This window comes from Stenotrophomonas sp. STEN009, assembly GCF_056760395.1.
In genome coordinates, this window is sequence record NZ_JBRRES010000005.1 from 36399 (window position 1) to 61299 (window position 24901).

Consider the following 24901-nt stretch of genomic DNA (forward strand, 5'->3'; position numbering starts at 1 on the left):
GGTGGCGGCACCCTGCCGGGGATACACTGCCGGCTCACCCCTGCGAGCCACCATGATGCGCCAGACCGTCATCCCGCAGCTGCGCATGCGCCACGCCGATGCCAGCCTGCCCTTTTACGTGCAGGGCCTGGGCTTCGTCGTCGACTGGGAGCATCGATTCGAGCCGGGGTTTCCGTTGTTCGCCCAGCTCACCCGCGACGGCCAGACGCTGTTCCTCACCGAGCACAGCGGCGACTGCGAAGTGGGCGGCGCGGTCTACTTCATCGTCGAGGATGTCGACGCCCTGCACCGCGCCTTCAGTGCCGCTGGGGTACCGATCGAACAGCCGCCGCATGACACCGAGTGGGGCAGCCGCGAAATGCTGCTGCTCGATCCGGACCACAACCGCCTGCGCTTCGCCACCGAAACGGACTGAGCCCTCGCAGGCTTGAGAGGGATATACGAAACATATACGATACGTATATTCCTCTTACCTGGATCCGCCCATGGGCATCGTCAATATCGATGACACCCTGCACGACCAGCTGCGCCGTGCCTGCACCGTCTCCAGCCGCTCGATCAACGCCCAGGCCAGTTTCTGGATCCGCGTGGGCATGCTGTGCGAAATGAATCCGACGCTGAGCTTCCAGGACATCGTGGCCAGCGAACTGCGCGCCGCCGGCGTGCAGCCACAGCCGCTGACACCCGCACGGGCCTGACGTGAGCATCATCAAGCGGCCCAACGAGATCGCGCTGATGGCCGAATCCGGCCGCCTGCTGGCACAGGTGTTCGCCGCGCTCGACAGATGGCCGCTGCAGGGTCGCAGCACGATGGAGATCAACGACTTCGTCGAACGGATGATCGTCGACGAGCTGCAGGCGCGGCCTGCCAGCAAGGGCCAGTATGGCTTTCCGTACGTGCTCAACACCTCCATCGACAACGTGGTCTGCCACGGGGTGCCCAGTACCGCAGACGTGCTGCGTGAGGGCCAGATCGTGAATCTCGACATCACCCTGGAAAAGAACGGCTACATCGCCGATTCCAGCACCACCTACCCGGTCGGCGCGGTCACCCCTTCCGCACGGCGGCTGGTGCGGACCGCCTACGAAGCGATGTGGAAAGGCATCGCCGTGGTACGGCCCGGCGCGCGCCTGGGCGACATCGGCCACGCCATCGCCCGCTACGCACGCCGCCACGGCTACAGCGTAGTCAAGGAATACTGCGGCCATGGCATCGGCCGGGAGATGCACGAAGAACCGCAGATCCTGCATTACGGCCATCCCAACACCGGCAGGGTGCTGGAAGAAGGCATGGTGTTCACCATCGAACCGATGCTCAACCAGGGCAGGCCGGCGATCCGCCAGCGCGCGGGCGAATGGCCGGTCTATACCCGCGACGGCACGCTGTCGGCACAGTTCGAGCACACCGTGGCCGTGACCCGCAAGGGCGTGCGGGTGCTGACGCTGCGCCCCGACGAGACGCCGTTGTGCGCGGTGGACGCGGCCTAGAGCGGACGCAACAGCAACAGGGTGGCGAGGCAGAACATGAAGATCGCCACGCCGGCATCCAGCACCCTCCACGCGCTCGACCTGCGGAACACCGGCTGCAGCAGGCGCGCGCCATAGCCCAGCGTGCAGAACCAGGCCACGCTGGCCACGCAGGCACCGGTGGCGAACGCCCAGCGCAGATCGCCCGGATAGCGCGTGGACAGGCTGCCCAGCAGCACCACGGTATCCAGGTAGACGTGCGGGTTGAGCAGGGTGAAGGCCAGGCAGGTCAGCAGTACCTCGCGCCCGCTGCCGCCCTGCGCCTCGGCGGCGGCCAGCGCGCTGCCACCACGCCACGCGCGTAGTCCCGCCTGCAGGCCATACCACAGCAGGAACGCCGCACCACCAAAGCGCAGCACCTGCAGCAGCAGCGGCCACCGCAGCACCAGCGCGCCCATGCCACCGACACCGGCCAGTATCAGCACGATGTCCGCACCGGCGCAGGCCAGCACCACCTTTCCCACATGACGCTGCTGCAGGCCCTGCCGCAGTACGAAGGCGTTCTGTGCACCGATGGCGATGATCAGGCCGGCACCTGCGAACAGGCCGGCGGCGGCAGCGGCGATCCACATGGGGACAGGCCTGGCAGCGAGGGGACGCGCAGAGTGCGGCCGCCGTCCCTGTTTAGACAATCTGATTTTTCTTTATCCTGTGCAGAGAAACTGAAGAGGCACCGGCATGGATCTGCTACATCCACAACTGGCTGCGTTTGCTGCGGTGCTGGAGGAGGGCAGCTTCGACGCTGCCGCCCGACGCCTGTCGATCAGCCCGTCGGCGCTGTCGCAACGGATCAAGGCACTGGAGGACCGGCTCGGCCAGGTACTGGTGGTACGCCAGGCACCGTGCCGACCCACCGCCACAGGTGAAGCGCTGCTGCGCAGGGTGCGACCGATGCAGACGCTGGAGGCCGAGGCGCTGGCCGAACTGCTGCCCGAACGCGGCAGCGATGCCCCGCGCACACCAATCCCGTTGGCGGTCAACGACGACTCGCTCGATACCTGGTTCGTGCCGGCCATCGCCGAGCTGCACCAGCGCCATGGCTATCTGTTCGACCTGCGCATGGATGATCAGGACCACACCCTGCAGTTGCTGCGAGATGGCAGCGTGCTCGGCGCGGTCACCGCCGAAAGCCAGCCGGTGAAGGGCTGCAACGTGCATCCGCTCGGCGCCATGCGTTACCACGCCATCGCCTCGCCCGGCTTCGCCCGCCGGCACTTCAGCGAGGGCATGCAGGCTGCGGCGCTGGCACGTGCGCCGATGCTGGTGTTCAACCGCAAAGATGAACTGCAGTGGCGCTTCGTGCGGCGGCTGACCCGTGCGCGGCTGCAGCCACCGCTGCATTATCTGCCCTCCTCGACCGGCTTCGTCGAAGCCGCCGCGTGCGGACTGGGCTGGGGCATGGCCCCGGAAACCCTGGTGGGGCCTGCCGTGCATGCCGGCCGCGTGGTGGTACTGGAACCCCGCCGCTGGCTCGACGTGCCCTTGTACTGGCAGCACGCGGCCGTGCGCTCAAGCACGCTGCAGCACATCACCCAGGCATTGCGCACTGCGGCCAGCGGCGCCCTGCGCTGAGGTCCATACGATGACCGCAGACCCGGGCTTCACGCGCAGACCACTAACGTTTGCTCACTTCTTAACTACAGGAACGGCATGCGTGTGAGCCGCCCACGGACAAGGATGCGCAGCGCGATGGGCGTCGCCGGCATGGCCTTTGCGGCCTGCTTGCCCTTTGCCACGTCAGCGCAGGCCATCACCGATACACCGGCATTGGACTGGGAACAGGCGCGGCAGCGGTTGGAACAGGTTTCCGACGCGCTGGCCGCGGCCGACGCCGCCGTCCGCAACAAGCAGGATCTGCAGGAGGCCACGCGCCTTCTGCGCCTGCCGGAGATCACCGGCGAGGTCCGCCGCCTGCAGTTCCAGAAGACCCTGACCCTGCCACTGGGCTCGCTGGCACCGGTGGCCGAGGCCTTTGGCATCGATTCCCCCCTGTCGTTCACCGAACGCGACTGGCGCACCCGCCCGGTCGTCACCGCTGTGCTGCCGCTGTACACCGGTGGCGTCATTCCTGCCGCACAGCGTGCCGCCAGCGCAGCCCACGAGCAGGCCAGCGCGGAACGCGAAGCACAGCGGCAGTCGTTGACCGTGCAGCTGGCCCAGGCCTACTTCGGCCAGCGCCTGGCCGAGCAGGCGGTGGACGTGCGTCGTGACGTCCGTGATGGCCTGGAACGCCACCTGGCCGATGCGCTGAAGCTGGAGCGCGAAGGCTTCGCCACCCGCGCGCAGCGACTGCAGGCCACCGTCGCGCGCGACAAGGCAGAGCGCGAGTACCAGAAGACCGTCAACGACCTGGCCACGTTGAAGGCCGCGCTGGCCACCCTGCTGCGCAGTGGCGGCGAGGTGCAGCCGGTATCCCCCCTGTTCGTGCAGCGCGTGCCGCTGGAGCCGGCCGCCAGCTTCGAGCGCATCGCGCAGGCACGGCAACCCCAGATCGCACGGCTGCGGGCCATGGTGGCGCAGGCCGAACAGGGCGTGCGCGTACAACAGGCCAAGCTCAAGCCGCAGATATTCGCCTTTGGCCAGTACGACTTCCGTCGCCGCGACGAGATGCTGACCGATCCGGACTGGGCGTTCGGCATCGGCCTGAAGTACACCTTCCTGTCGCCGAACTCGCGACCGGCGCAGATCAGCGCGGCACGTGCGCAGCAGGAGCAGGCGGAAGCCGGACTGCGCGAAGCCGAGAACCAGGTCGCGCTCGGCGTGCGCAAGGCGTGGAACGAGCTGGAAACGGCACGCCAGCAGTTCGTGCTGCTCGACAGCAGCATCGCCCAGGCACAGGAGAACCTGCGCCTGCAGGAGCTGGCATTCCGCGAGGGGCAGTCCACGTCGCTGGACGTCATCGATGCGCGGCTGGGTCTGGGAGGCGCTCGCGTGGAGCGTGCACAGGCCGCCTACCAGTACGATGTCGCGCTGGCACAGCTGCTGGAGATCAGTGGGCAGATGGACCGCTTCGAGGAATTCCGGCGTCGCGCAGATGAGGTGATCGACCATGAGTGACGTATTGCAGGATGAAGCGACACCACCAGGCAAGCGCCGGCTTGGCCGGATCCTGCTCGTGGTGCTGCTGGTAGTGGTGGCGCTGGGCCTGTGGCTCGCCTGGCGCAGCCCGGCCGACCAGATCCAGGGCATGGCCGACGCGGACACGATCAACGTCGCAGCGAAGATCACCGCCCGTGTCGCCGAGCTGAAGGTTCGCGAAGGCGACCGCGTGCAGGCCGGTCAGGTCGTGTTCCTGCTCGACAGCCCCGAAGTGACGGCGAAGGAACAGCAGGCACGCGGCGCTCTGGCCGCTGCGCAGGCGGTGGCCGACAAGGCTGCCGAAGGTGCGCGCAGTGAGGACATCCGTGCTGCCGAAGCCAATTGGAAGCGTGCTGAAGCCGGAGCAACGCTGGCCGAAGCCACCTACCGCCGCGTGCAGAACCTGTTCAACGAAGGGGTGATGACCCGGCAGAAGCGCGACGAAGCACTCGCCCAGTCCACCAGTTCGCGCGAGCTGGCCCGTGCCGCCCGTGCCCAGTACGACATGGCACTGGCCGGTGCGCGGGAACAGGACAAGCGTGCCGCGCAGGGCCAGGTACAGCAGGCGCAGGGCGCCGTGGCCGAAGTGGATGCGGCCCGCGTCGAAGTGGAGGGCCGTGCACCGGTGGCCGGCGAGATCAACAAGCGCATGGCCGATCCCGGCGAGCTGGTACCCGCCGGCTATCCGGTATTCACCCTGGTCGACATCGATCGCATGTGGGTATCGATGAACCTGCGCGAATCACAGATGCAGGGCCTGAAGGTCGGCAGCACGCTGCGTGGCAGCGTGCCGGCCCTCGGTGAGGACAGCGAGTTCAAGGTCTACTTCATCAACCCGGCCGGCGACTATGCCACCTGGCGTACCACCCGGCAGTCGTCCGGCTACGATGTCCGCAGCTTCGAGGTGCGGGTGCGCCCGGTACGCCGCATCGAGGGCTTCCGCCCCGGCATGAGCGTGCTGTTCGCATGGCCCCAGCACTGAGCCCTGGCGGCAACGGCTTTGCTGCTGCCTGGCAGCGCGAGCTGCGGGGCCTTGGTGGCAACCGTGCCGACCTGGCGCTGATCACGGTGCTGCCGCTGCTGATGCTGCTACTGATGGCCTGGATGTTCACGCCATCGGTCATGCGCGATGTCCCCATCGCCGTGGTCGACCTCGATCACAGCAGCGACAGCCGGCAATTGCTGCGCATGCTCGATGCCAGCCCGGGGGTCCGCGTCGCCCGCCAGCCCGCCGACATGGACACCGCGCGCTCGCAGCTGCGCAGCCTGGAGGTGTTCGCAGTGGTGCTGGTGCCGCGCGACGTGACCCGTCAGGCCCTGCGCGGCCGCCAGGGCACGGTGTTCGCCTATTACAACGCCACCTACATGACCACCGGACAATCGGCCGCGCGCGATATCGCCGATGCGGTGTCGGCCTGGAATGCACGCATGCTGCGCGAGCGCATCGGCCTGCAGGTGGGGCCCGCAAAGCTGCGCGCCGCCCCGATCGCCGTGCAGTCCGACATCCTCTACAACCCTGCACGCAGTTATGAGCTGTTCCTGCTGCCGCTGATCTTCCCGGCCGTCCTGTCGCTGGTGCTGGCACTGGCCGTGGCCGGAAGCGTGGGCCGGGAAATCCGCGATGGCACGCTGCCGGCCTGGCTCGGTGACACCCCGTGGGCCTCGATCGCCGGCAAGCTCGCGCCCTACGTACTGTTGTTCGCGTTGTACGGCGCGCTGGGCGTCGGCTACCTCGCATGGCTGCGCGGGGACGGCATCGCCGGCAGTCTGCTCCTGCTGCTGGCTGCGCAGCCGGCGTTCTACCTGGCCACGGCCGCGTATGCGTTGTTCTTCGTCGGCCTTGCCCGTGACATGGGTACCGCGCTGTCGGTGGTCGGCCTGACCATCGGCACCGCGCTGGCCTTCTCCAGTGCCACCTTCCCGGTACTGGATGGCCCGCTGTTCACCCGCATCTGGCACCAGCTGCTGCCACTCAGTGCGTACATCAAGGTGCAGACCGAGCAGCAGTTCGTCGGCGCACCGCTGTCCGTCTCGCTGTGGCCATTGGCCACGCTGGTGTTGATGTCGGTGGTGGCCGGCGGCATCGGCAGCCTGCGGTTGATCGCTTTCGGCCGCACCCCGGAGGCCGCGCGACCGGCCGGAGCCGACGCATGAGCACGGTCTGGCGCAGCCTGCGGCAGACCCTGCTGGCGGTGCTCGGCGACCGCTATGCCATCGTGGTGATGGTCGGTGCGGTCATCCTGTACTCGTTCTTCTATCCCGCCGCGTACCGCCACCAGGTGGCCGGCAATCTGCCGGTGCTGGTGGTCGATCAGGATCACAGTGCCACCAGCCGCGAACTGCTGCGCATCCTCGATGGCCTGCGCGTAGCGCGCGTGGTTGGCCAGCCGGCGGATCTGGACAGCGCGCGCCGGCAGCTGGAAGCGGGGCATGCCGAAGGCATCGTGCTCATCCCCGCAAACCTGGAGCGCGACATCCTGCGTGGCCAGCCAGCCAAGCTGGTCCTGCTGGGCAATGGCGCCTACCTGGGACGCGCCAGCTGGGTGCTGGGCAGCATCGCCGATGCGCTGGGCACATTCGGCCGCGACGCCGCCGTGACCCAGGCCGCATTCATGGGCGCGCCGCAGGCAGCGCCGGTCACTCTCGTGCAGCGGCCCCTGTACAACACGCAGGAAGGCTATGGCAGCGCCATCGTACCCGGCGTGGCCGAACTGATCGTGCACCAGACACTGCTGATGGGCATCGGCGTACTGCTGGGAGGGCGGCGCCTGGTACTGGGCCGCCGGCTGCACTTCGATCTGCCGACCCTGGCAGGCATGGCGATGGGCTTCGGCCTGATCGGGCTGTTCGGCCTGTTCTACTACGCCGGCTTCACCGCCTGGGTACAGGACTACCCGCGCGGCGGAAATCCGCTGGGCCAGCTGCTGGGCGGCACGCTGTTCATTGCCGCCACCGTGGCCTTCGGGCTGTTCATCGGCAGCTTCTTCCGCACCCGCGAACGCGCCTTCCAGTACATCATCGCCACCTCCATTCCTCTGTTCTTCCTCGCCAACCTCTCCTGGCCGGCGGTGATGACGCCCCGCCCGCTGGTGTGGCTGGCGCAGCTGCTGCCGACCACCTCCGGCATCAATCTGATGGTGCGGTTGAACCAGATGGACGCACGCCTGGACGAAGTCAGCCGTGAACTTGCCACGCTCGCGGCGCTGCTGGTGATCTACGGCGGTCTTGCCATCTGGCGGCTGCATGGCAGGCCGTCGGGCGGGGTGCGCCCCTGAGCACAGACAAACGCCGGCACGGAGCCGGCGTTCGTTGCATCACTACGTCGAAGGGGAAAACGGCGATCAGCGGTAGACGCGCTCGCAGCGACGTTCCACCACCCGATCGCCGGTCTTCTGCTGGTGGTTGCCCTGGATCTGTCGTCCGGTGGCGCCGCCGGCGACTGCACCGGCGACGGTGGCGAGCTTCTTGCCATTGCCGCCGCCCACCTGGTTGCCCAGCAGGCCGCCCACCACCGCACCTGTGGCAGTACCGGCAATGCGGTTCGGATCGCGCGAGTTGCGCTGGACTTCAACGTTCCTGCATTCCACACGGCTGCCGTCGTTGAACTTGCGGCCTTCATCGCGGGGCCCGTAGGTCTGCGCACCCGCCATCGACGATGCCGCCATCAGGGTGCCCAGCACGAGCAGTCGGGTCGAGGTCTTCATGGCCAGCTCCTGTCTTCCGGGATGGGTCCAGTCTCCGCCTGCCGCTGGCAACTACGAGTGAAATCGGTGTCATCAGGACTTCATCGGCCATGCGTCGTTCATGAAGAGAACCGCGGCCATGGAACGATCCAGCGCCTGGCAGAGGCTTCCGTTCGGTCGCCGCGAAGGGAATCGGCCCCCTGCATCGGTGCGCCGACCCGCGCGGCCCCTCCCGGGGGCAGCGCGCATGCGGCTATGATCAACCGACAAAGGGCGCAGGCATCTGGACGTGGATGTGCAGGAATCAGAAAGCTTGAGGGTAGCGGTACTGGAGGACGAGCCTGCCCTGCGCGAGCGCATCATCCTGCCAGGCCTGGCGCGCTATGGATTCCTGGCGACCGGCTACGCCAGCGTCGCCGCCTTCCGCGCCGGAATGGAGAGACAGCCCGCCGACCTGCTCGTGCTCGACGTGAGCCTGCCTGACGGCGATGGCTTCAGCCTGGCGCGCGAAATGCGCCAACGACAACCGGGCCTCGGCGTCATCATGCTGACCAGCCTTGCCGATGTGAGTGATCGTATCCGCGGCCTGACCGAAGGTGCCGACGTGTATTTTTCCAAGCCGATCGAGATCGATCTGCTGGCGGCGGCACTGCACAGCCTGGCACGACGGATCGCCACGCCGGCAACAGCGAACCGGTCACTGCCCGGCTGGAGGATGAGTGAGGACCAATGGGGCCTGATCGCGCCCGACGGCACCTCGGCCGCGCTCACCCGCAGCGAGCGCAGCCTGTGCGCGGAACTGTTCCAGCACGCCGGAGCGCTGGTGTCACGCGAGCAGCTGATCCTGGCCATTGCAGATGATTCAGACGATTTCGATGCGCACCGGCTCGACGCCATGGTCTACCGGCTGCGCGTGAAGGCACGCAAGCGCTGTGGCATGGAACTGCCTCTTACGGTGGTTCATGGCCGGGGATACATGCTGAATCCTGCCGGGCGCACGGCAGGCTGATCAGGAACGTCGTTCCTTCGCCACAGATGCTCTCGACGCCGATGCCACCGCCGGCCTCTGTCACCAGCTCGTTCACGACCGCCAGCCCCAGTCCCGTGCCCGAATCCGCCGGCTTGGTGCTGAAGAAAGGTTCGAAGATCCGGGCCGCCACCTCGGCGCGCATGCCGCTGCCATTGTCACGCAGGTGGATGCGGACGCGATCTCCATCGCGGTCGATGTCGATCTCGAACCGCCCGTGATCGCTGAGCGCATCGCGGGCATTGGACGCGATGTTCAACAGCATCAGCTCGAACTGGCTGCGGTCCATCCGCACCGGCGCCGCTTCACCATCGCTGCGCACGGACAGTACGATCCCCGGCCCGAGCAACTGGCGCAGCATCGACTCAAGTTCCCGGACCGCCTGCGCGGCATCAAACACGACGGCCTGCTCGCCATCACGACGGCTGAAACGGAGCAGCCGCCGGCTGATGGCCATGCCACGCCGCGCGGTCTCCTCCACGTCTGACAGGTGGCCTTCAAGCTGCACCAGACGCTGCCGGCTGCCTTCGCCGTCGTCTTCATGCCGCTGGTTGGCGAAGCCGACGATCACCGCAAAGATGTTGTTGAAATCATGCGCCATGCCGCTGGCCATGCGTTCGGTGATCTCCTTCTTCTGCGCATGGATCAGCTGGGCATGGGTGCGCTCGCGTTCGCGCATCTCTTCGGCAAGTTGCCGCCCGCGCTCGTTCGACTCGCGCAGGCTTTCGCGCAGAGCCTGGGTCGTCCGGTCGATCAGCAGGGTGACCAGCAGGTAGGTGAACAGCAGTGGGGGCAGGTTGTAGAACGCACGCGCGGGAGCGTCCGCGAAGACGCTCATCGCATCGCGTCCTGCACCCAGCACTACGCTGCCCACCAGGACCGCCAGCGTGGTCCACAGCGCGCCACGACCAAGCACCAGACCACTCAGCACGAGCACCAGCATCTGGGCGAGCTGGTCGGGCATCTGCCGTTGCAGGCCGTTCACGCCCAGATTGATCGTCGTGACCAGCAGCATGGCACCGATCAACAGCTTGACCGCCGCAGCGAACGCACCACGCCGCGTCAGTGCCAGTCCGATCCATGCGGCGGCGCCGATGGACAGGCTCATCGCCAACGAGGCATGCGTCGACCAGTGCACCTCGCTCGAGACCAGTTGGGACCAGGCCACGATCACCGCGAAGGCCAGGGTCGCCGGGATGGTCACCCCCAGGAACAGGAGCAGCAGCTGGATGACGCGCGCGTTGCGGCGGTCCACCGGGTCTTCGATCGGCGCCCGGTCCAGCCAGCGCAGGAATGAACGGAGCATGGGCGGCGTGAAGAGATGGCGAGAAACCGATCATATTTCTGTCAGGAGTTGCAGTCGACATGCCCCCTCGGTGGGCCTACGTTCATGTTGTCGGCGGGCGCCTACGCCACTGCCGTGACACGACGACTACACCGCCCCACTCGTCGACCCCCTGCGGGCAGCCACGACGAAGGGCCTGCACTCCAGATCGAGGATCAGAGCAATGAACCGGATTTACCGTATCGTGTGGAACGCCGCGCTGGGCCGGCAGGTGGTTGTGTCCGAAATCGCGTGCAGCCGGACGCGGTCCGGGCGCCGCCGTCAGGTCGCGGCGCTGCTGGCCACCGGCTCGCTGCTGGTGTCCTGCTCCGCCCTGGCCAGCGGGATCGTTACGGCGCTGGGCGTCGAGCAGGTGTCCGCGCCGGAGCAGATCGTGTACGCCGCCGATGTCGAGGCTGATCCAGTGCCCTACCTCGCCGCCACCGGCAGCGAGGACAGCAATGCCGGCGCCTACGCCGACGGCGACAACGCGCTGGCCGCAGGCGAGGCGAGCGCCGCGGTCGGGGAAGGCACGACCGCGCTTGGCGCCGGCAGCGTGGCCTACGCCAACCGCGCCACCGCGGTGGGCAATGAAGCGCTGGCCATCGCCGACTCGAGCACCGCGATCGGCGGCATGCTGGACATCGACTACCAGTCGCAGAACCCGTATGGCGTAGTGCTGTTCCAGCAGACCGCCGCCACTGGCGTGGCGTCCACGGCGCTGGGCGCCGGCGCGCAGGCCGAAGGTGACTTTGCCACTGCCGGGGGCGCCGGCGCCCTGGGCAGCGGCAAATCCAGCGTGGCGATCGGCGGCATTGCCGACGATCTGGAGGACCAGATCGGGGAAGGTTTTGCCGGCCAGCTGCTGCAGAACACGCAGGCCACCGGTCGCCTTTCCGTGGCCGTCGGCGGCGGCGCGCAGTCCACCGCCTATGCAGCAATCTCCCTGGGCGGGCTGGCCAGTGCCAGCGCTATCCGCTCCACCGCGATCGGCTACCGCGCGGTGGCCAGCGCATATGACGCCATGGCCGTCGGTGACCGGGCCCAGGCTCTGGGCGAGTTCTCCAATGCGTTCGGTTCGGGCGCACTGGCCCTGTACGACCTGACCGTGGCCGTGGGCAGCAATGCCCGGGCGGGCGCGCTCAACACCACGGCCCTGGGCGCCAACGCGCTGGCCCTGATCGAGGGCGCCACCGCAGTCGGTTATGGCGCCTGGGCCGCCGGCAAAGGCAGCGTGGTGGTCGGTGACGGCATGACCTGGAATGGCGATTTCTGGGGGGATACACCGCGGCTGTTCACCAACAGCGTGGCGATCGGCACGGATTCGGATGTGTGGGGCAGCGAGTCGGTGGCGATCGGCGGCGGTGCAACCGTGGGCGACCCGTCGTTCGTCGACGGCGTGACCCACCCCGTCGACCGCGCGGTGGCGCTCGGTGCAGGCTCTTACGCCGATCGTGACAACACCATCTCGGTGGGACGCGCAGGCAGCGAACGCCAGATCGTCAACGTGGCGGCCGGTACGGCGGCAACCGACGCGGTCAACAAGGCACAGCTGGATGCGGTCTCGGGTGCGCTCGGCAATTTCGCCGACAGTTTCGCAGCCATCGATGTGCAGATCGGCAGGCTGACCACCCGACTGGATGACATCGAGGCGGACGTCGGTGCAAGTCATGGCCGCAACGATCAGGTCGCCGTGGGAGGCGATTCCGCAGCCCAGGCGGGCGAAGGGACCAACGCCGTGGCAGTGGGATCCGGGGCGACCGCCAACGCGGACAACAGCGTGGCGCTGGGCGCCGGCGCCTACGCCCATGGACCCAACGACACGGCGTTGGGCGGCAACGCGCGGGTCAATGCCGACGGCAGCACGGCCGTCGGTGCCAACAGCCGCATCAGTGCCCAGGCCAGCAACGCCGTGGCCCTGGGTGAGTCGGCCTCCGTCAGCAGCGCTTCCGGCACCGCACTCGGCCAAGGTGCCAGCGTCACCGCCGACAACGCCGTCGCATTGGGGCGCGGTTCGGTCGCCGATCGCGCCGACACGGTGTCGGTCGGTGCCAGCGGTGCGGAGCGCCAGATCACCCATGTGGCCGCCGGTACCCAGGCGACCGATGCGGCGAACGTGGGCCAGGTCAATGCCGGTGTCAACGCGGCGAAATCCTATACCGATGCACGGTTCACCGCATTGAACGATTCCTTCGAAACCTATCGTACGGACGTGGACCGCCGCCTCAGCTCGGTTGATCGCCGCCTGGACCGCCAGGGCGCGATGAGCGCGGCGATGCTGAACATGGCGACCAACGCCGCAGGCACCCGCAGCGAACGCGGGCGCATCGCGGTCGGTGCGGGCTTCCAGAGCGGCGAGCAGGCGCTGTCGGTGGGCTATGCACGGAAGATCGGGGAACGCGGCTCCTTCAGTCTGGGCGGGGCCTTCAGTGGTGGCGAATCCTCCGCAGGCGTGGGCTTCGGCATCGACCTGTGACAGAGCGACACCGACCACTCCCGCTCCGACGCGCTTCACCCTTTTCCTGGAGACCCACCATGTCCATCCACACCTCACTGGCCGCTGCAATCGCTTCGGTGTTGATCACCACCAGCGCCGCCCATGCCGCACCACGCCTGGATACCAGCAAGGTGATCAAGCGCAACGTGGCTGCCGCCACATCGACCGCCCAGCCGTCGGTCGGCCAGCGCTTCATCGTCAAGACCACCGGCACCACCACCCAGTCACGCATCCTGTTGACGCAGTCGCTCGCCAGCTCGGCGCAGCGTTCAGGCATCACCACGGCGGCTGCGGCAACGGCACGCGCAGCCGCCCGTCCGGCCGCCCGGGCCAGTGTCCTGCGCAACATGGCCGTACCTGGCTGGTACGTGGTGCAGACCTCACGCCGGCTCAACTCCGCCGAGACGGCAGCCTTCGTCCGCGAGCTGGCGGCCGAACCCGGCGTGACGTCGGTCGAAGTGGACCGGCTCTACCAGGCGCTCGACACCGGGCGCGGCATGGTGCAGCCGAAACTGATCCCGAATGATCCTCAATATGCCCAGCTGCAGTGGAACTTCCACGATCAGACAGGTGGAGTACGCGCCGACCAGGCGTGGGACATCTCCACCGGCGCAGGCGTCGTGGTGGCGGTGATCGACACCGGCGTCGTGGAAAACACGCCCGACCTGAAGGACAACGTGCTGCCGGGCTATGACATGATCTCCGACCGCTTGATCTCCCGTCGCGACACCGACGCCCGCGTCGCCGGTGGCTGGGACCAGGGCGACTGGATGGAAGCCAATTACTGCACCGCGCTGGGCGCGCCTCCGCACGCCGCCCGCGACAGCTCCTGGCACGGCACCCACGTCTCCGGTACCGTCGCGCAGCAGACCAACAACGGTGTCGGCCTGGCCGGTCTTGCCCACAACGCCAGGATTCTGCCGGTGCGTGTGCTGGGTTCGTGTGGCGGGTACGGCAGCGACATTGCCGATGGCATGTTGTGGGCGGTCGGTGCGACCGTTGCCGGCCTGCCGGTCAATGCCAATCCGGCAGAAGTGCTCAACATGAGCCTGGGCAGCAATGGGCCCGACGCCTGCCCGCAGATCTACCAGGACGCCATCGACGAAGTGAACCGACGCGGCGCGATGGTGGTGGTGGCAGCCGGCAACTCCAACGCCGATGCCGGCACCTACACGATGTCCTCCTGCAAGGATGTGATCAGCGTCGGCGCCACGCGTGTCACCGGCGGCAAGGCCAGCTACTCCAGCTGGGGCAACCGGGTGGATCTGTCCGCGCCGGGTGGCGGTGGAGGTGTTGATGGAGACCCGAACGGCTACATCTTCCAGATCGTCAACACGGGCACCACCCGCCCCACGACCGAGTTCGGCATCGGGGGCTATACCGGCACCTCGATGGCATCGCCCCATGTGGCCGCGGCGGCAGCGCTGGTCCAGAGCGTGGCCACCACGCCGCTGCGCTGGGATCAGATGCGGGACCTGCTGAAATCCACTGCGCGTCCTTTCCCGGCCAGCATTCCCACCAGCACACCGATGGGCGCGGGAATCCTCGACGCCAATGCACTGGTAACCGCCGCGACCACCGAACCCTGCGATCCCACCGTCGAGAGCTGCACCCCGCCGAATGTGGAACTGAGCAATGCAGTCGAACTGCGCGGGCTGTCAAGCACCTCCGCAGAGCGGACCTACAGTTTCACCGCCCGGGCCGGCACACCGTTGACCATCATGACGCTGGGCGGCAAAGGCGACGTATCGCTGTATGTAGCGGCGCAGCGCGTCCCCAGTGCCTCCGATTACGATGCGAAATCAACCCGACCGACCAATTCGGAGTCGGTGCGGATCGGCTCGCCCTCGGCGGTCACCTACATGATCCGCCTCACGGGAACATATTCCGGGTTGACCCTGGTAGCCCGGCAGTAAGCCTCAAGGGCGGCGCCACTCCGCGCCGCCCTCGATGCCCGGGGTCCTTCGATGGAAAGCCTGCCCAGCAAACTCTCCTTGACTGATCGGCGCACGTTGCCGTCCCTCATCGGGGCGGTGACACGCCCCCTGCGGCCGCATGCGTTGTCCAGCCGCCACGGGACCTCCAGCGGGCTACTGGACAGACATACCTTCACGATCGACTACACCACACGATCACCCCGGTTGCCTGGCCGATCGCCCGTCGCCGTCCTCGTCGATGTCCTTGACCTGCCGAATGCCGAGCCCTGTCAGGCCTTCGGCATGGCCTCGCTGGAGACGCGGGTCAGACAGGACGCAGCACGCATCGAGGCCGCCCTGGACGGCCAGGCGGACGTCCACCATATGGGCGGAAGCCGTTTCGCCTTCATCGTGGAGCTGCCCACCCGTGACGCCGTCGAGCGCCTGGTGGAAGCGCTGCACCTGCGCCTGACGCAGCCCAGGGAGGGTGCAGCGCAGCCCCTCCGGCCTCTCGTCCACGTCGGCCTCTGCCAGGCCGAAACCGGCAAGGACAGCGCCGACGACATCATCCGCGGGATGTTCGTGGGACTTCACTGGGCAGTGTCCAGCCAGGTCACCTACTGCTGGTACTCCGCCCCGCGCGATGAAAGTCTGCGGCGCGAGTATCACCTGCTTGCTGGCGCCCGCGACGGCCTGCGCCACGACGAATTCCATCTGCTCTACCAGCCTCGTTTCCGCGGGTCTGATCTCAGTGCGGTGTCAGCGGAGGCGCTGATCCGCTGGGATCATCCTCGGCTTGGCCCGGTCAGCCCTGCCGAATTCATCCCGGTATTCGAACGTAACGCACTGATGGAGAAGGTCACGGAGTGGGTCGTCGACCGAGCGCTGGAGCAGCTGTCATGCTGGAGACGCGACGGCATCACGCTGGGCCTGTCGATCAATCTGTCTGCACGGAATGTGGCCCGTGCCGGCATGGCCGATGCGCTGGTCGCCAGGATCCATGCCGAGGGGCTGCGCTGCAGCGACCTCGAGATCGAGATCACCGAAGGAGAATGGTTGAGGGTGAACTCCGTGCCCGGCGAGCAGCTCAGGCGGATGGCATCGGCGGGAATCCGCCTGGCATTGGACGACTTCGGCAGCGGCTACAGCAACTTCGCATACCTGACCGAACTGCCGATCCACACGCTGAAGCTGGACAAATCGCTGATTGATGGAATCTCGACCGACACGCGGGCCCGCCTGAAAGTCCGTGCCATCATCGGCCTGGCCCATGATCTGGGCTACACCGCCGTCGCTGAGGGGGCTGAAACCGCCGACCAGGTCACCACGCTGCGGGAGCTCGGATGCGACCAGATCCAGGGCTTTGCATTGTGCAGGCCCATCAGTGCGACCGAACTGACCGATAGACTCACTGTTGCACCCCACCTGCTCGAATGAGCCAGGCCTGCACCCGCGGATGGACTGCGCGGCGTGCGTTTGATCCCTTCATGGAAGCCGCCGAGAATCCCGGGGCAGTTGCCTGCTCCTGATCCATCCGAGAAGTCTGCCAGTGGCCAACACAGGTTCCTTTCTGCTTCGCCTTGTTCAGGGAGACCTGACCACTGAAGGAGCGCTGACACGCCTGCACGCAGTGCAAGCAACATGCCGTGCATGCAACCACACCTCGATGCTGAAGGCGGGCGCAGGCCTGACCGATCTGCGCGGCGCAGGGATCCTGGTCTGCCCCTGCTGCCACAACCGGCAGGCGGTCAGCCGCATGCGCTTCGAGGAGTTCGTCAAGCGGTTGCCCCGCGCGGATGCCATCGACCACAGTGCCCTCGCGCTTGCCGCCGCTCCCGCGCACCACGCGTCACCGCAGCCGTTCCTGGAACTGGTGGTTGTTCGTGCCGGTGCGGCGCTGTTCGGGATCGATGTTGAATCGGCGGTGGAAATACGTGGTCCGGAGGCTCTGACCCGGGGTACGGACGGCCTGTCCAGCGTGTCCGTACGCGGGCAGACGGTGCCCGTCGTGGATCTTGGCCTTGTCACGGGCGGCACCCGCTGCGGTGCCCGCTGCCCGGCGATGCTGCTGGTGCAGGCTGGCGTCCAGCTTGTCGCCCTGGCGCTTGACGAGGTGCTCACCATCGAGAGTGTCCCGCTCGGCCACGTCCACCCCATCAGCAACGATGGGCAGGGATTGCCGCTCTGCAGCCACCGGGTCTGCCTGGCATCCAACCAGGAGGTTGCCCTCATTGATCCGAGCGTCGCTCTCACTCTCCAGCGGCGGCTCGCAGGTTCGCGGACCGATGCAGCGATCTTCCCCGGGAGGTCCGATGAACACTGAGACGCGGGATGCCTTGCTGCGCCTCCAGGGGGCCATGAACCGGATGCATGTCCGTGTGGCGGCACTGGAAGCGGCCACCGTTCTTCTGCTCCGCACAAACGCAGGCAATCTGGACGCGGCCGATGAATTCGAACGCAGCATCCGCCACTACCTCAGCGGCATGGACCTACACCGGGAACACGTTTTTGCATTCGAGCAGATCGTCGAGCCTTGGCTCGGCATCCTGCGGGATCCGCTGGCCGGCATTCGCTCCCCTCCACCATCGGCCTGAACCGAGGGAGTGTGCGACTCAGCGCGTCTCGTCGGGCCGCCCGCCGATACGACGTCCTTGTGAGTTAACCACTGTTGCCTCCCCGAAGCCCATGGCGCGCACGGGTGCCTCGACACGGGACAGGTCACCCACCACGACCCACGTCAACCTGTCGGCATCCAGCGCGGCAGCAGCGGCCCGGACCTCGTTGAGATCGAGTTGTCGGAGAGCGCTGCTGCGCTGTGTGGTCCAATCGTCTGCCCGGTCGAACCGCACGATGTCTGCGATCTCCGAGGCGACGGCCTCCCGCGTCTCGAAACTGCCCGCCAGACGCCGCACCTGGCTGTCCCGGAAGCGTGCAACCTCGTCCTGTCTGGCAGGCGCCGGTCCGGACGCGTACTCCGCAATCTCACGCTGAATCTCCGCCATGGCCTCCGCCACGCGGTCGGACTGCACCGGCGCCACCACGCGCCAGGGTCGCGCTATCGGGGCATTGGCGGCACTGGAGATCACGCCGTAGGACCAGCCCTTGGCCTCTCGCAGATTCATGTTGAGGCGCGCGCTTGGCGATCCCCCCAGGACGGAATTGGCGACCTCGAAGGCCAACGTCCGGGGGTCTGAACTCGGCGCGACCAGTTGCCCGGCCACCAGGGTGGCCTGCAGAGCGCCAGGGCTGTCTACCAGATACACCCGTGGCCTCGTCTGCGCCGGCAGGTGGTCGTCGATGCGCACCTCAGGGATTCCACCCGACCCGCGCCACTCACCCAGATGCCTCTCAAGGACCGGGATCAGCTCCTGGAGCGTCGTATCCCCGACCACGACAAGCGTGCCCCGCTCCGGTCGGATCCAGGCGCGGTGGAACTCCACGAGGTCATCGCGGCGCAAAGCCTCCACGGAGGCCACGGTGCCGCGTCCGAAGGCTTGCGCGTAAGGGTGATCCAGCCCGAACAGCAATGCAGGGAGAAGGCTCGTGGCCAAGCGCTGCGGGTTGGCCGCGTCCTCTCGAAGGGCGCCCTGCCTGCCCACACGCATGCGCTCCATTGCTGCCGGCTCAAAACGCGGTCGGCGCAACATGTCCGCGTACAGCGCAACCGAATCGTCAAGCGTGTCTCTGAGACCGACCAGGGTCACCGCGCCGCTGCCCACGTCGACACTGGAACCCAGCTCCGCCCCCAGCGATTCAGCGCGCGCCGCGAACGCCAGGGCATCGTAATCCCCTGCCCCCTCCGCCAGCATGCTGAACGCCATGTCTGCCAGACCCGCAGTTGCCGCGGGATCCACCGGGAACTGATACGACATGCGAACAAGCGGGACGTCCTCCCGTCGAGCCAGTATCACGTGGGTGCCGTTCGACAGCGCCGCCCGCTCGATCGCAGGGAATCTCAACTCCGGATAGCTTTCAGGAAACGGCGGCCCTGCGCTGCGATCCACGCCCGGTGCTGCAGCGCGATGGCTTTTGCCTGGGCTTTGCGCGTGGGATACCGCGTCAGCCGGCTCGGCCTCCTCAGCGAACGCAGCGCGGGCACCTGGAATGACCGTTAGGATGTGATCCCCCTGCCCCAGCCAACGGCGAGCGACGCGAACCAGCTGGTCGGGCGCGGCTGCTGCCACCACGTCAGCGGACCGCCGATAACAGCCTGCATCGCCTTCAAATACCTCACAGGCGGCGAGCACTTCTGCCTTGCCGTCCATCCCACCGTTACGCTCGATGCTCTTCACGAACTCGGCCCGCATCGCGGTCCGCGCACGTTGCACCTCATCGAGGGTGGGGCCTTCCTTCAGCAGACGCTGAAGCTCCACCTCGATGGCGGTTTCCACGGCCGACGGGTCGACACCGTCGCGCACGTTGGCGACGATCATGAAGCGCGATCCGAGCTGCCCCCCTGCCTCTGCCGTGACGTCAGTGGCAAGTTGATCGGAGTGCACCAGGCGCTTGCCCAGCCGGGAGGCATTGCCTCCTCCCAGAATGTGAGCCAACACCCGCAGTTGATCAAAGTCCGGCGTCCCACGAGCTGCGATGTTCCATGTGCGGTGAACGCGCGCTTGAGGGACCTGATCGGACAACGTTTCCCGGGTGGTGGAAGCCCGCTTGGCGACGTCCACGGGATCCCTTGTTACGTCGGGCGCCGCTGGGATATGCCCGAAACAGGACTCGACCTTCTTCCTGGCCTCTTCAACGCCGACATCGCCTGACAGCACCAGCACCGCGTTGTTTGGGCCGTACCAGGTCCGGAACCAATCCTGGACGTCGGCAAGTGTGGCCGCCTGCAGATCGCGTGCGGATCCGAAGGTCGAATGATGGTACGGGTGCCCCGGCGGGTAGCTTGAACGGGAAAGCTGCTCCCATACGAGTCCGTAAGGCACGCCACGCCGCTGCAGCTTCTCGTTCTCGACAATGCCCCGTTCGGTATCCAGCGCTTTCTGATCGATGGCACCCAGCAGATGACCCATGCGATCGGACTCCATCCAGAGCGCCAGGTCCAGCGCCGTCGATGGAACCACCTGCATGTAGTTGGTGCGCTCAGGCGTAACCGTGGCATTGACGTCGGTGGCGCCCACGCGTTGCAGCGGGCCGTAGTAGGCGTCGCGGTAATGCTCGGTGCCGCGGAACATCAAATGCTCGAAGAGGTGCGCAAAACCCGTGCGACCGGCAGGCTCATCGCCGGATCCGACCTGATACCACACGTGGACAGCCACGATGGGGGCCTTCCGGTCGGTGTGCACGATGACACGCAGCCCATTGGGGAGCGTGAAGCGCTCGAAGGGGATGTCCATCGCGTGCGGGGCTGCAGCCGGAGCGTGCGACCCCGCTTCCATGTCGCGCGCAGCCACTGGCACCGTGAAAGTGCCCACTGCCAGCACCGTCCAAAGCAGCCTCTTCGCACCACCTACGAAAGCGCTCATGCGTCCATCCCCCGCCCAGTCGTTGCCCACCCGCAAGCCCTGCAACACCACGTTGGCCCACCGGAGTTGTCTGGGGCTGCCAAGGTCCATTCCAGAAAAGCAGGCCTCACCCCTGCCTCGCCGCGCGCAGTGCCCCAACTGCTGATCCGATCTTAACGCCCAAACTGCCCGCAATGCCTGGAGACCATCGCTTGATACTCCGCCATGGGCGCCAGGCCCATTCGAGCGCGACGCTCGTCAAGCGTCTCAGGTGCTTCAACCGCACGTGGCTCCCAACGCCCCGGGTCTGCACAACGCCCCTGCGTTCCATAGCGCTGGGGGTCGTGGGTGCGGTCCCAGAGGTAGGCGTAATTGGACGCTTTGACCTGCCCCGTCGCTACCAAGGGCTCCATGGCTTCCGCAACAGAGCGCTGGAACGCCGGATCCTTGTCGGCATGCTGGGCCAGCAGCCAGGCCGCGTCCGCCCCGTCCTGGCCCACCTGCGCCACGGTCGGCCAGCCATGGGCCGCAACGATCGCCTTCAGCCGAGCGGTATGCACCGCATCGACGGCACTGAGCACCCTCTCCTCGCCCTCCGTGGTCAGCGGAAGGTCCCGGACCGCCTGATCGGCATCCTTCATCCGCAGGAGCTCGCCGCGCAGCTCCGGGTCAGCAGGCGTCCCACCGCTGGCTCCCAGCGGCGCGAAGAGGATCGCAATCACCCACAATGGACCGAATCGCCGCGTCACAGCTCCACCTCCTGCGTGATGTGTCAGCCGATGATGCCCAGTTGGCAGATTTGCCGGTAGGTCAGCTTAAACTTGATGCGTCGGCGGCGCCGGGCATCTGCCTGCGTCGCAACAACCGTATCCATGGTCGATCCGCTGTGTGCCTGTCGCGCCATCAATGTGATCCTGTTTGAGTCACTGCCGCCGGCGTGGCCCCGGATCGACCGCTACAACCGGTAGGAAGCTCTCTTGCAAACCACTGATTCAAAAGCGAAACCGTCTGCATCGAAGGCCAGTGCAGAGCACACGCCCCTCATGAAGCAGTTCTTCGCAGCGAAGTCCGAGTACCCGGATCTGCTGCTGTTCTTCCGCATGGGCGACTTCTACGAGCTGTTCTACGACGATGCACGCAAGGCTGCACGCCTGCTCGACATCACCCTGACCCAGCGCGGCAGTTCCGGCGGCGCCCCGATTCCGATGGCCGGTGTGCCCGTGCATGCCTACGAAGGCTACCTGGCACGGCTGGTGGCGCTGGGCGAATCCGTGGCGATCTGCGAGCAGATCGGCGACCCGGCCCTGGCCAAGGGGCTGGTCGAGCGCAAGGTGGTCCGCATCGTCACCCCCGGTACGGTCACCGACGAAGCACTGCTCGACGAACGCCGCGACACCCTGCTGATGGCCCTGTCGCGCACCCGGCAGGGCTACGGCCTGGCCTGGGCCGACCTCGCCGGTGGCCGCTTCCTGGTCAACGAAGTCGACACCGACGACGCGCTGGAAGCCGAGCTGGCGCGCCTGGAGCCGGCCGAGCTGCTGGTGCCGGACGAGGAGAACTGGCCGGACTTCCTGCGCCAGCGCAGCGGTGTGCGTCGCCGCGCGCCATGGCTGTTCGATGCGGACAGCGGTCGTCGGCAGCTGCTGGCCTTCTTCAAGCTGCATGACCTGAGCGGCTTCGGCATCGACGACAAGCCACGCGCCACGGCCGCCGCAGGCGCCCTGCTCGGCTATGTCGAAGAAACCCAGAAGCAGCGCCTGCCGCACCTGACCTCGATCGCGATGGAAACCGCCGGCGAGGCGATCGCCATGAACGCTGCGACCCGCCGCCACCTGGAGCTGGATACGCGGGTCGACGGCGATACCCGCAACACCCTGCTGGGCGTGCTCGACAGCACCGTCACGCCGATGGGCGGCCGCCTGCTGCGTCGCTGGCTGCATCGCCCGTTGCGCCTGCGCGAGGTGCTGGTACAGCGCCACCATGCGGTAGCGACGCTGATCGATCGCGGCAGCGATGGCGACATCCGCGAACAGTTCCGTCGCCTGGGTGACCTCGAGCGCATCCTCACCCGCGTCGCCCTGCGCTCGGCACGCCCCCGCGATTTCTCGACACTGCGCGATGGCCTGGGCCTGTTGCCTGCGGTGCGCGACGTGCTGGCGCCGCTGGACTCGCCACGCCTGCAGGCGCTGTACGCCGCGCTGGGCGAGCATGACGACTGCGCGCAGCTGCTCGCGCGTGCCATCGCTGAAATGCCGCCGCTGAAGCTCAGCGATGGCGGCGTGCTGGCCGATGGCTTCGACGAGGAGCTGGATGAGCTGCGACGCCTCTCCACGAACGCCGACCAGTTCCTGGTCGACCTTGAGCGGCGCGAGCGCGAAAGCAGCGGCATTGCCACACTGAAGGTCGGCTATAACCGTGTGCACGGCTATTACATCGAGATCAGCAAGGGCCAGGCCGACCGCGCACCGGTGCACTACACGCGCCGCCAGACCCTCACCAACGCCGAGCGCTACATCACCGAAGAACTGAAGGCGTTCGAGGACAAGGTACTGTCCGCGCGCGACCGCTCGCTGTCGCGCGAGAAGTTCCTGTATGAGCAGCTGCTGGACACGCTGGGTGCACAGCTGGAGCCGCTGAAGCAGTGTGCCGCCGCGTTGAGCGAACTGGATGTGCTGGCCGCATTCGCCGAGCGCGCGCAGGCACTGGACTGGTCGCGCCCGGAACTGGAAACGGCACCCTGCCTGAAGATCGAGCGCGGCCGTCACCCTGTCGTGGAAGCCGTGCGCGAGCAGCCCTTCGAGCCGAACGATCTGGACCTGCACCCGGACCGCCGGATGCTGGTCATCACCGGCCCGAACATGGGCGGTAAATCCACCTACATGCGGCAGAATGCACTGATCGTGCTTCTGGCCCACATCGGCTCCTTCGTACCGGCCAGCCGCGCCGTGATCGGCCCGATCGACCGCATCCTGACCCGCATCGGCGCCGGCGACGATCTCGCCCGCGGGCAGTCGACCTTCATGGTCGAAATGGCCGAGACCAGCTACATCCTGCATCACGCCAGCCCACATTCGCTGGTGCTGATGGATGAGATCGGCCGCGGCACCTCCACCTATGACGGCCTTGCCCTGGCCGACGCGGTGGCCCGCCACCTCGCCTACGAGAACCGCTGCTACACGCTGTTCGCCACCCACTACTTCGAGCTGACCGCGCTGGCCGACGAGCAGCACGAGGGCGGCCGCAGCGGTATCGCCAACGTGCACCTGGATGCGGTCGAGCATGGCGAAGCGCTGGTGTTCATGCACGCTGTGAAAGACGGCCCGGCCAACCGCAGCTTCGGACTGCAGGTGGCCGCGCTGGCCGGCCTGCCTCGATCGACCGTGGCACAGGCGCGGCGGCGCCTGGCCGAACTGGAACAACGGGGCAGCGAGAGCCACGCGGCGGAGCTGGCCCCTCAGGCGCTGGATGCCCCGCAGCAGTTCGGCCTGTTCAATGCCCCGTCCAGCAAGGCGCAGGAGGCGCTGGCCGCCATCGATCCGGACGAACTGACGCCCAAACAGGCGCTGGAAGCGCTGTATCGGCTGAAGTCACTGCTGTAACCGGCATGGGACCGGCGCAACGCCGGCCCCCCTCCCGCCCCCGGTCAGAGCGAGCCTGCGCCCGGCAGCCTTCGCATTTCCGTCGTGCAGGCGGCGTTATGCTCGGGCGGTCCTTCCTTCACAGAACGGAGACCGCCATGAACACCGAATCCCTCGCCGCATCCCTCTTCCAGCAGCTGCAGCAGGGGCAAGGCCTGCAGCAGGTTTCCCAGCAGCTCGGCCTGGACAGCAGCCAGACCACCCAGGCGGTGGGCAGCGCCTTGCCGCTGCTGCTGGGCGCAATGGGCCAGAACGCCAGCGAGCCGCAGGGCGCGCAGTCCCTGCTCAATGCGCTGCAGCGTGACCATCTGGGCAGTGGTGGGGGTGGCGGCTTCGACCTCGGCAGCACCCTCGGCGCAGTGATGGGGGGCGGTGGCAGCGGCGCCACCGATGGGGCCGGCATCCTCGGCCACATCTTCGGTGGCCAGCAGCCGCAGGCCGCGCAGGTGCTTGGCCAGAAGACCGGTCTGGACAGCGGCACCTCCGGCAAGCTGCTGGCGATCCTTGCGCCCATCGTCATGTCCTTCCTGGCCCAGCGCTTCGCCCAGCAGGGCAACGCCAGCGAACTCAGCAGCGCCCTCGGCCAGGAGGCGCAGCAGTCCGGCGGCATCGGCAGCATGCTGGGCGGTGTGCTCGATCAGGACGGCGACGGCCAGTTCGGGGCCAGCGACCTCCTGAAGCTCGGCTCGGGGTTGCTCAAGCGCTGATCGCACACACCCGTACAAGCCCCGGACCTAATAGACAGCCACTATCGC

Annotated in this window: 21 protein-coding genes; 16 read left to right on the forward strand and 5 right to left on the reverse strand. The window is 67.2% G+C overall.

From position 1 onward, the window contains the following. The first annotated feature begins 55 nt into the window (after positions 1-55). From ACVOMM_RS03560 to map, 3 genes are all read left to right on the forward strand, one after another. Complete coding sequence (locus ACVOMM_RS03560) at positions 56-415, forward strand: bleomycin resistance protein (RefSeq protein ID WP_340044069.1); 360 nt, start codon at positions 56-58, stop codon at positions 413-415. A gap of 70 nt (positions 416-485) precedes the next feature. Beyond that, positions 486-698, forward strand: coding sequence for a ParD-like family protein (locus ACVOMM_RS03565; RefSeq protein WP_180875697.1), 213 nt, complete (start codon positions 486-488; stop codon positions 696-698). 7 nt (positions 699-705) lie between these two features. Then, positions 706-1488: a type I methionyl aminopeptidase gene (gene map / locus ACVOMM_RS03570; RefSeq protein WP_476343010.1), complete on the forward strand. Its 783-nt coding sequence runs from the start codon at positions 706-708 to the stop codon at positions 1486-1488. On the opposite strand, the gene ACVOMM_RS03575 is transcribed toward map, so the two are convergent. Next, positions 1485-2099: a LysE/ArgO family amino acid transporter gene (locus tag ACVOMM_RS03575; RefSeq protein ID WP_481525894.1), complete on the reverse strand. Its 615-nt coding sequence runs from the start codon at positions 2097-2099 to the stop codon at positions 1485-1487. The two genes, map and ACVOMM_RS03575, sit on opposite strands and share 4 nt — an antisense overlap. A gap of 106 nt (positions 2100-2205) precedes the next feature. Here ACVOMM_RS03575 and ACVOMM_RS03580 point away from each other — a divergent pair, with 106 nt between their 5' ends. The 5 genes from ACVOMM_RS03580 to ACVOMM_RS03600 all read left to right on the forward strand — a co-directional run bounded on the left by ACVOMM_RS03580 (position 2206) and on the right by ACVOMM_RS03600 (position 7880). Next, positions 2206-3099: a LysR family transcriptional regulator ArgP gene (locus tag ACVOMM_RS03580; protein ID WP_065181141.1), complete on the forward strand. Its 894-nt coding sequence runs from the start codon at positions 2206-2208 to the stop codon at positions 3097-3099. A 78-nt stretch (positions 3100-3177) separates the two neighbouring features. Further along, entirely contained in the window at positions 3178-4584 is a 1407-nt protein-coding gene (locus ACVOMM_RS03585) for a TolC family protein (protein WP_053517367.1), read from the forward strand. Then, entirely contained in the window at positions 4577-5587 is a 1011-nt protein-coding gene (locus ACVOMM_RS03590; RefSeq protein WP_053517366.1) for an HlyD family secretion protein, read from the forward strand. Before ACVOMM_RS03585 ends, ACVOMM_RS03590 begins: the two co-directional genes overlap by 8 nt. Then, positions 5572-6759: an ABC transporter permease gene (locus ACVOMM_RS03595; protein WP_481525895.1), complete on the forward strand. Its 1188-nt coding sequence runs from the start codon at positions 5572-5574 to the stop codon at positions 6757-6759. Before ACVOMM_RS03590 ends, ACVOMM_RS03595 begins: the two co-directional genes overlap by 16 nt. Next, positions 6756-7880 (forward strand): ABC transporter permease, encoded by a 1125-nt coding sequence (locus ACVOMM_RS03600; protein WP_111185859.1) that lies wholly within the window; start codon positions 6756-6758, stop codon positions 7878-7880. Before ACVOMM_RS03595 ends, ACVOMM_RS03600 begins: the two co-directional genes overlap by 4 nt. Before the next feature lie 66 nt (positions 7881-7946). Here the strand turns inward: ACVOMM_RS03600 and ACVOMM_RS03605 are convergent, their stop codons facing one another. Beyond that, on the reverse strand, positions 7947-8309 hold the full coding sequence (locus tag ACVOMM_RS03605; RefSeq protein WP_481525896.1) for a glycine zipper 2TM domain-containing protein: 363 nt from the start codon (positions 8307-8309) through the stop codon (positions 7947-7949). Between the two features lie 292 nt (positions 8310-8601). On the opposite strand from ACVOMM_RS03605, the gene ACVOMM_RS03610 reads away from it, so the two are divergent. Further along, the gene (locus ACVOMM_RS03610) at positions 8602-9297 is read left to right on the forward strand and encodes a response regulator transcription factor (protein WP_227255210.1); all 696 of its coding nucleotides are present in this window, start codon (positions 8602-8604) and stop codon (positions 9295-9297) included. Here the strand turns inward: ACVOMM_RS03610 and ACVOMM_RS03615 are convergent. Then, on the reverse strand, positions 9239-10621 hold the full coding sequence (locus tag ACVOMM_RS03615; RefSeq protein WP_197571951.1) for a sensor histidine kinase: 1383 nt from the start codon (positions 10619-10621) through the stop codon (positions 9239-9241). The genes ACVOMM_RS03610 and ACVOMM_RS03615 overlap by 59 nt on opposite strands. Positions 10622-10823: 202 nt before the next feature. Here ACVOMM_RS03615 and ACVOMM_RS03620 point away from each other — a divergent pair, with 202 nt between their 5' ends. The 5 genes from ACVOMM_RS03620 (at position 10824) to ACVOMM_RS03640 (ending at position 17646) form a co-directional block, all read left to right on the forward strand. Further along, positions 10824-13115, forward strand: coding sequence for an ESPR-type extended signal peptide-containing protein (locus ACVOMM_RS03620; RefSeq protein WP_481525897.1), 2292 nt, complete (start codon positions 10824-10826; stop codon positions 13113-13115). 59 nt (positions 13116-13174) lie between these two features. Beyond that, positions 13175-15052, forward strand: a complete 1878-nt coding sequence (locus ACVOMM_RS03625; RefSeq protein WP_481525898.1) for a S8 family peptidase — start codon at positions 13175-13177, stop codon at positions 15050-15052. A 51-nt stretch (positions 15053-15103) separates the two neighbouring features. Next, positions 15104-16489 (forward strand): EAL domain-containing protein, encoded by a 1386-nt coding sequence (locus ACVOMM_RS03630; protein ID WP_414487794.1) that lies wholly within the window; start codon positions 15104-15106, stop codon positions 16487-16489. 229 nt (positions 16490-16718) lie between these two features. Then, entirely contained in the window at positions 16719-17375 is a 657-nt protein-coding gene (locus tag ACVOMM_RS03635) for a chemotaxis protein CheW (RefSeq protein ID WP_414487795.1), read from the forward strand. Further along, the gene (locus ACVOMM_RS03640; RefSeq protein ID WP_146256219.1) at positions 17365-17646 is read left to right on the forward strand and encodes a hypothetical protein; all 282 of its coding nucleotides are present in this window, start codon (positions 17365-17367) and stop codon (positions 17644-17646) included. Before ACVOMM_RS03635 ends, ACVOMM_RS03640 begins: the two co-directional genes overlap by 11 nt. A gap of 18 nt (positions 17647-17664) precedes the next feature. On the opposite strand, the gene ACVOMM_RS03645 is transcribed toward ACVOMM_RS03640, so the two are convergent. Both ACVOMM_RS03645 and ACVOMM_RS03650 read right to left on the reverse strand, forming a co-directional pair. After that, positions 17665-20529, reverse strand: a complete 2865-nt coding sequence (locus tag ACVOMM_RS03645; RefSeq protein ID WP_481525899.1) for a M16 family metallopeptidase — start codon at positions 20527-20529, stop codon at positions 17665-17667. Positions 20530-20681: 152 nt separating this feature from the next. Beyond that, positions 20682-21257: a DUF6624 domain-containing protein gene (locus ACVOMM_RS03650; RefSeq protein WP_283219449.1), complete on the reverse strand. Its 576-nt coding sequence runs from the start codon at positions 21255-21257 to the stop codon at positions 20682-20684. Between the two features lie 294 nt (positions 21258-21551). On the opposite strand from ACVOMM_RS03650, the gene mutS reads away from it, so the two are divergent. Continuing rightward, positions 21552-24107 carry a DNA mismatch repair protein MutS gene (gene mutS / locus ACVOMM_RS03655; RefSeq protein WP_065181133.1) on the forward strand — a complete coding sequence of 852 codons (2556 nt, stop codon included), beginning with the start codon at positions 21552-21554 and terminating at the stop codon, positions 24105-24107. Between the two features lie 137 nt (positions 24108-24244). Beyond that, positions 24245-24853: a DUF937 domain-containing protein gene (locus ACVOMM_RS03660; protein WP_481525900.1), complete on the forward strand. Its 609-nt coding sequence runs from the start codon at positions 24245-24247 to the stop codon at positions 24851-24853. Positions 24854-24901 lie beyond the last annotated feature (48 nt).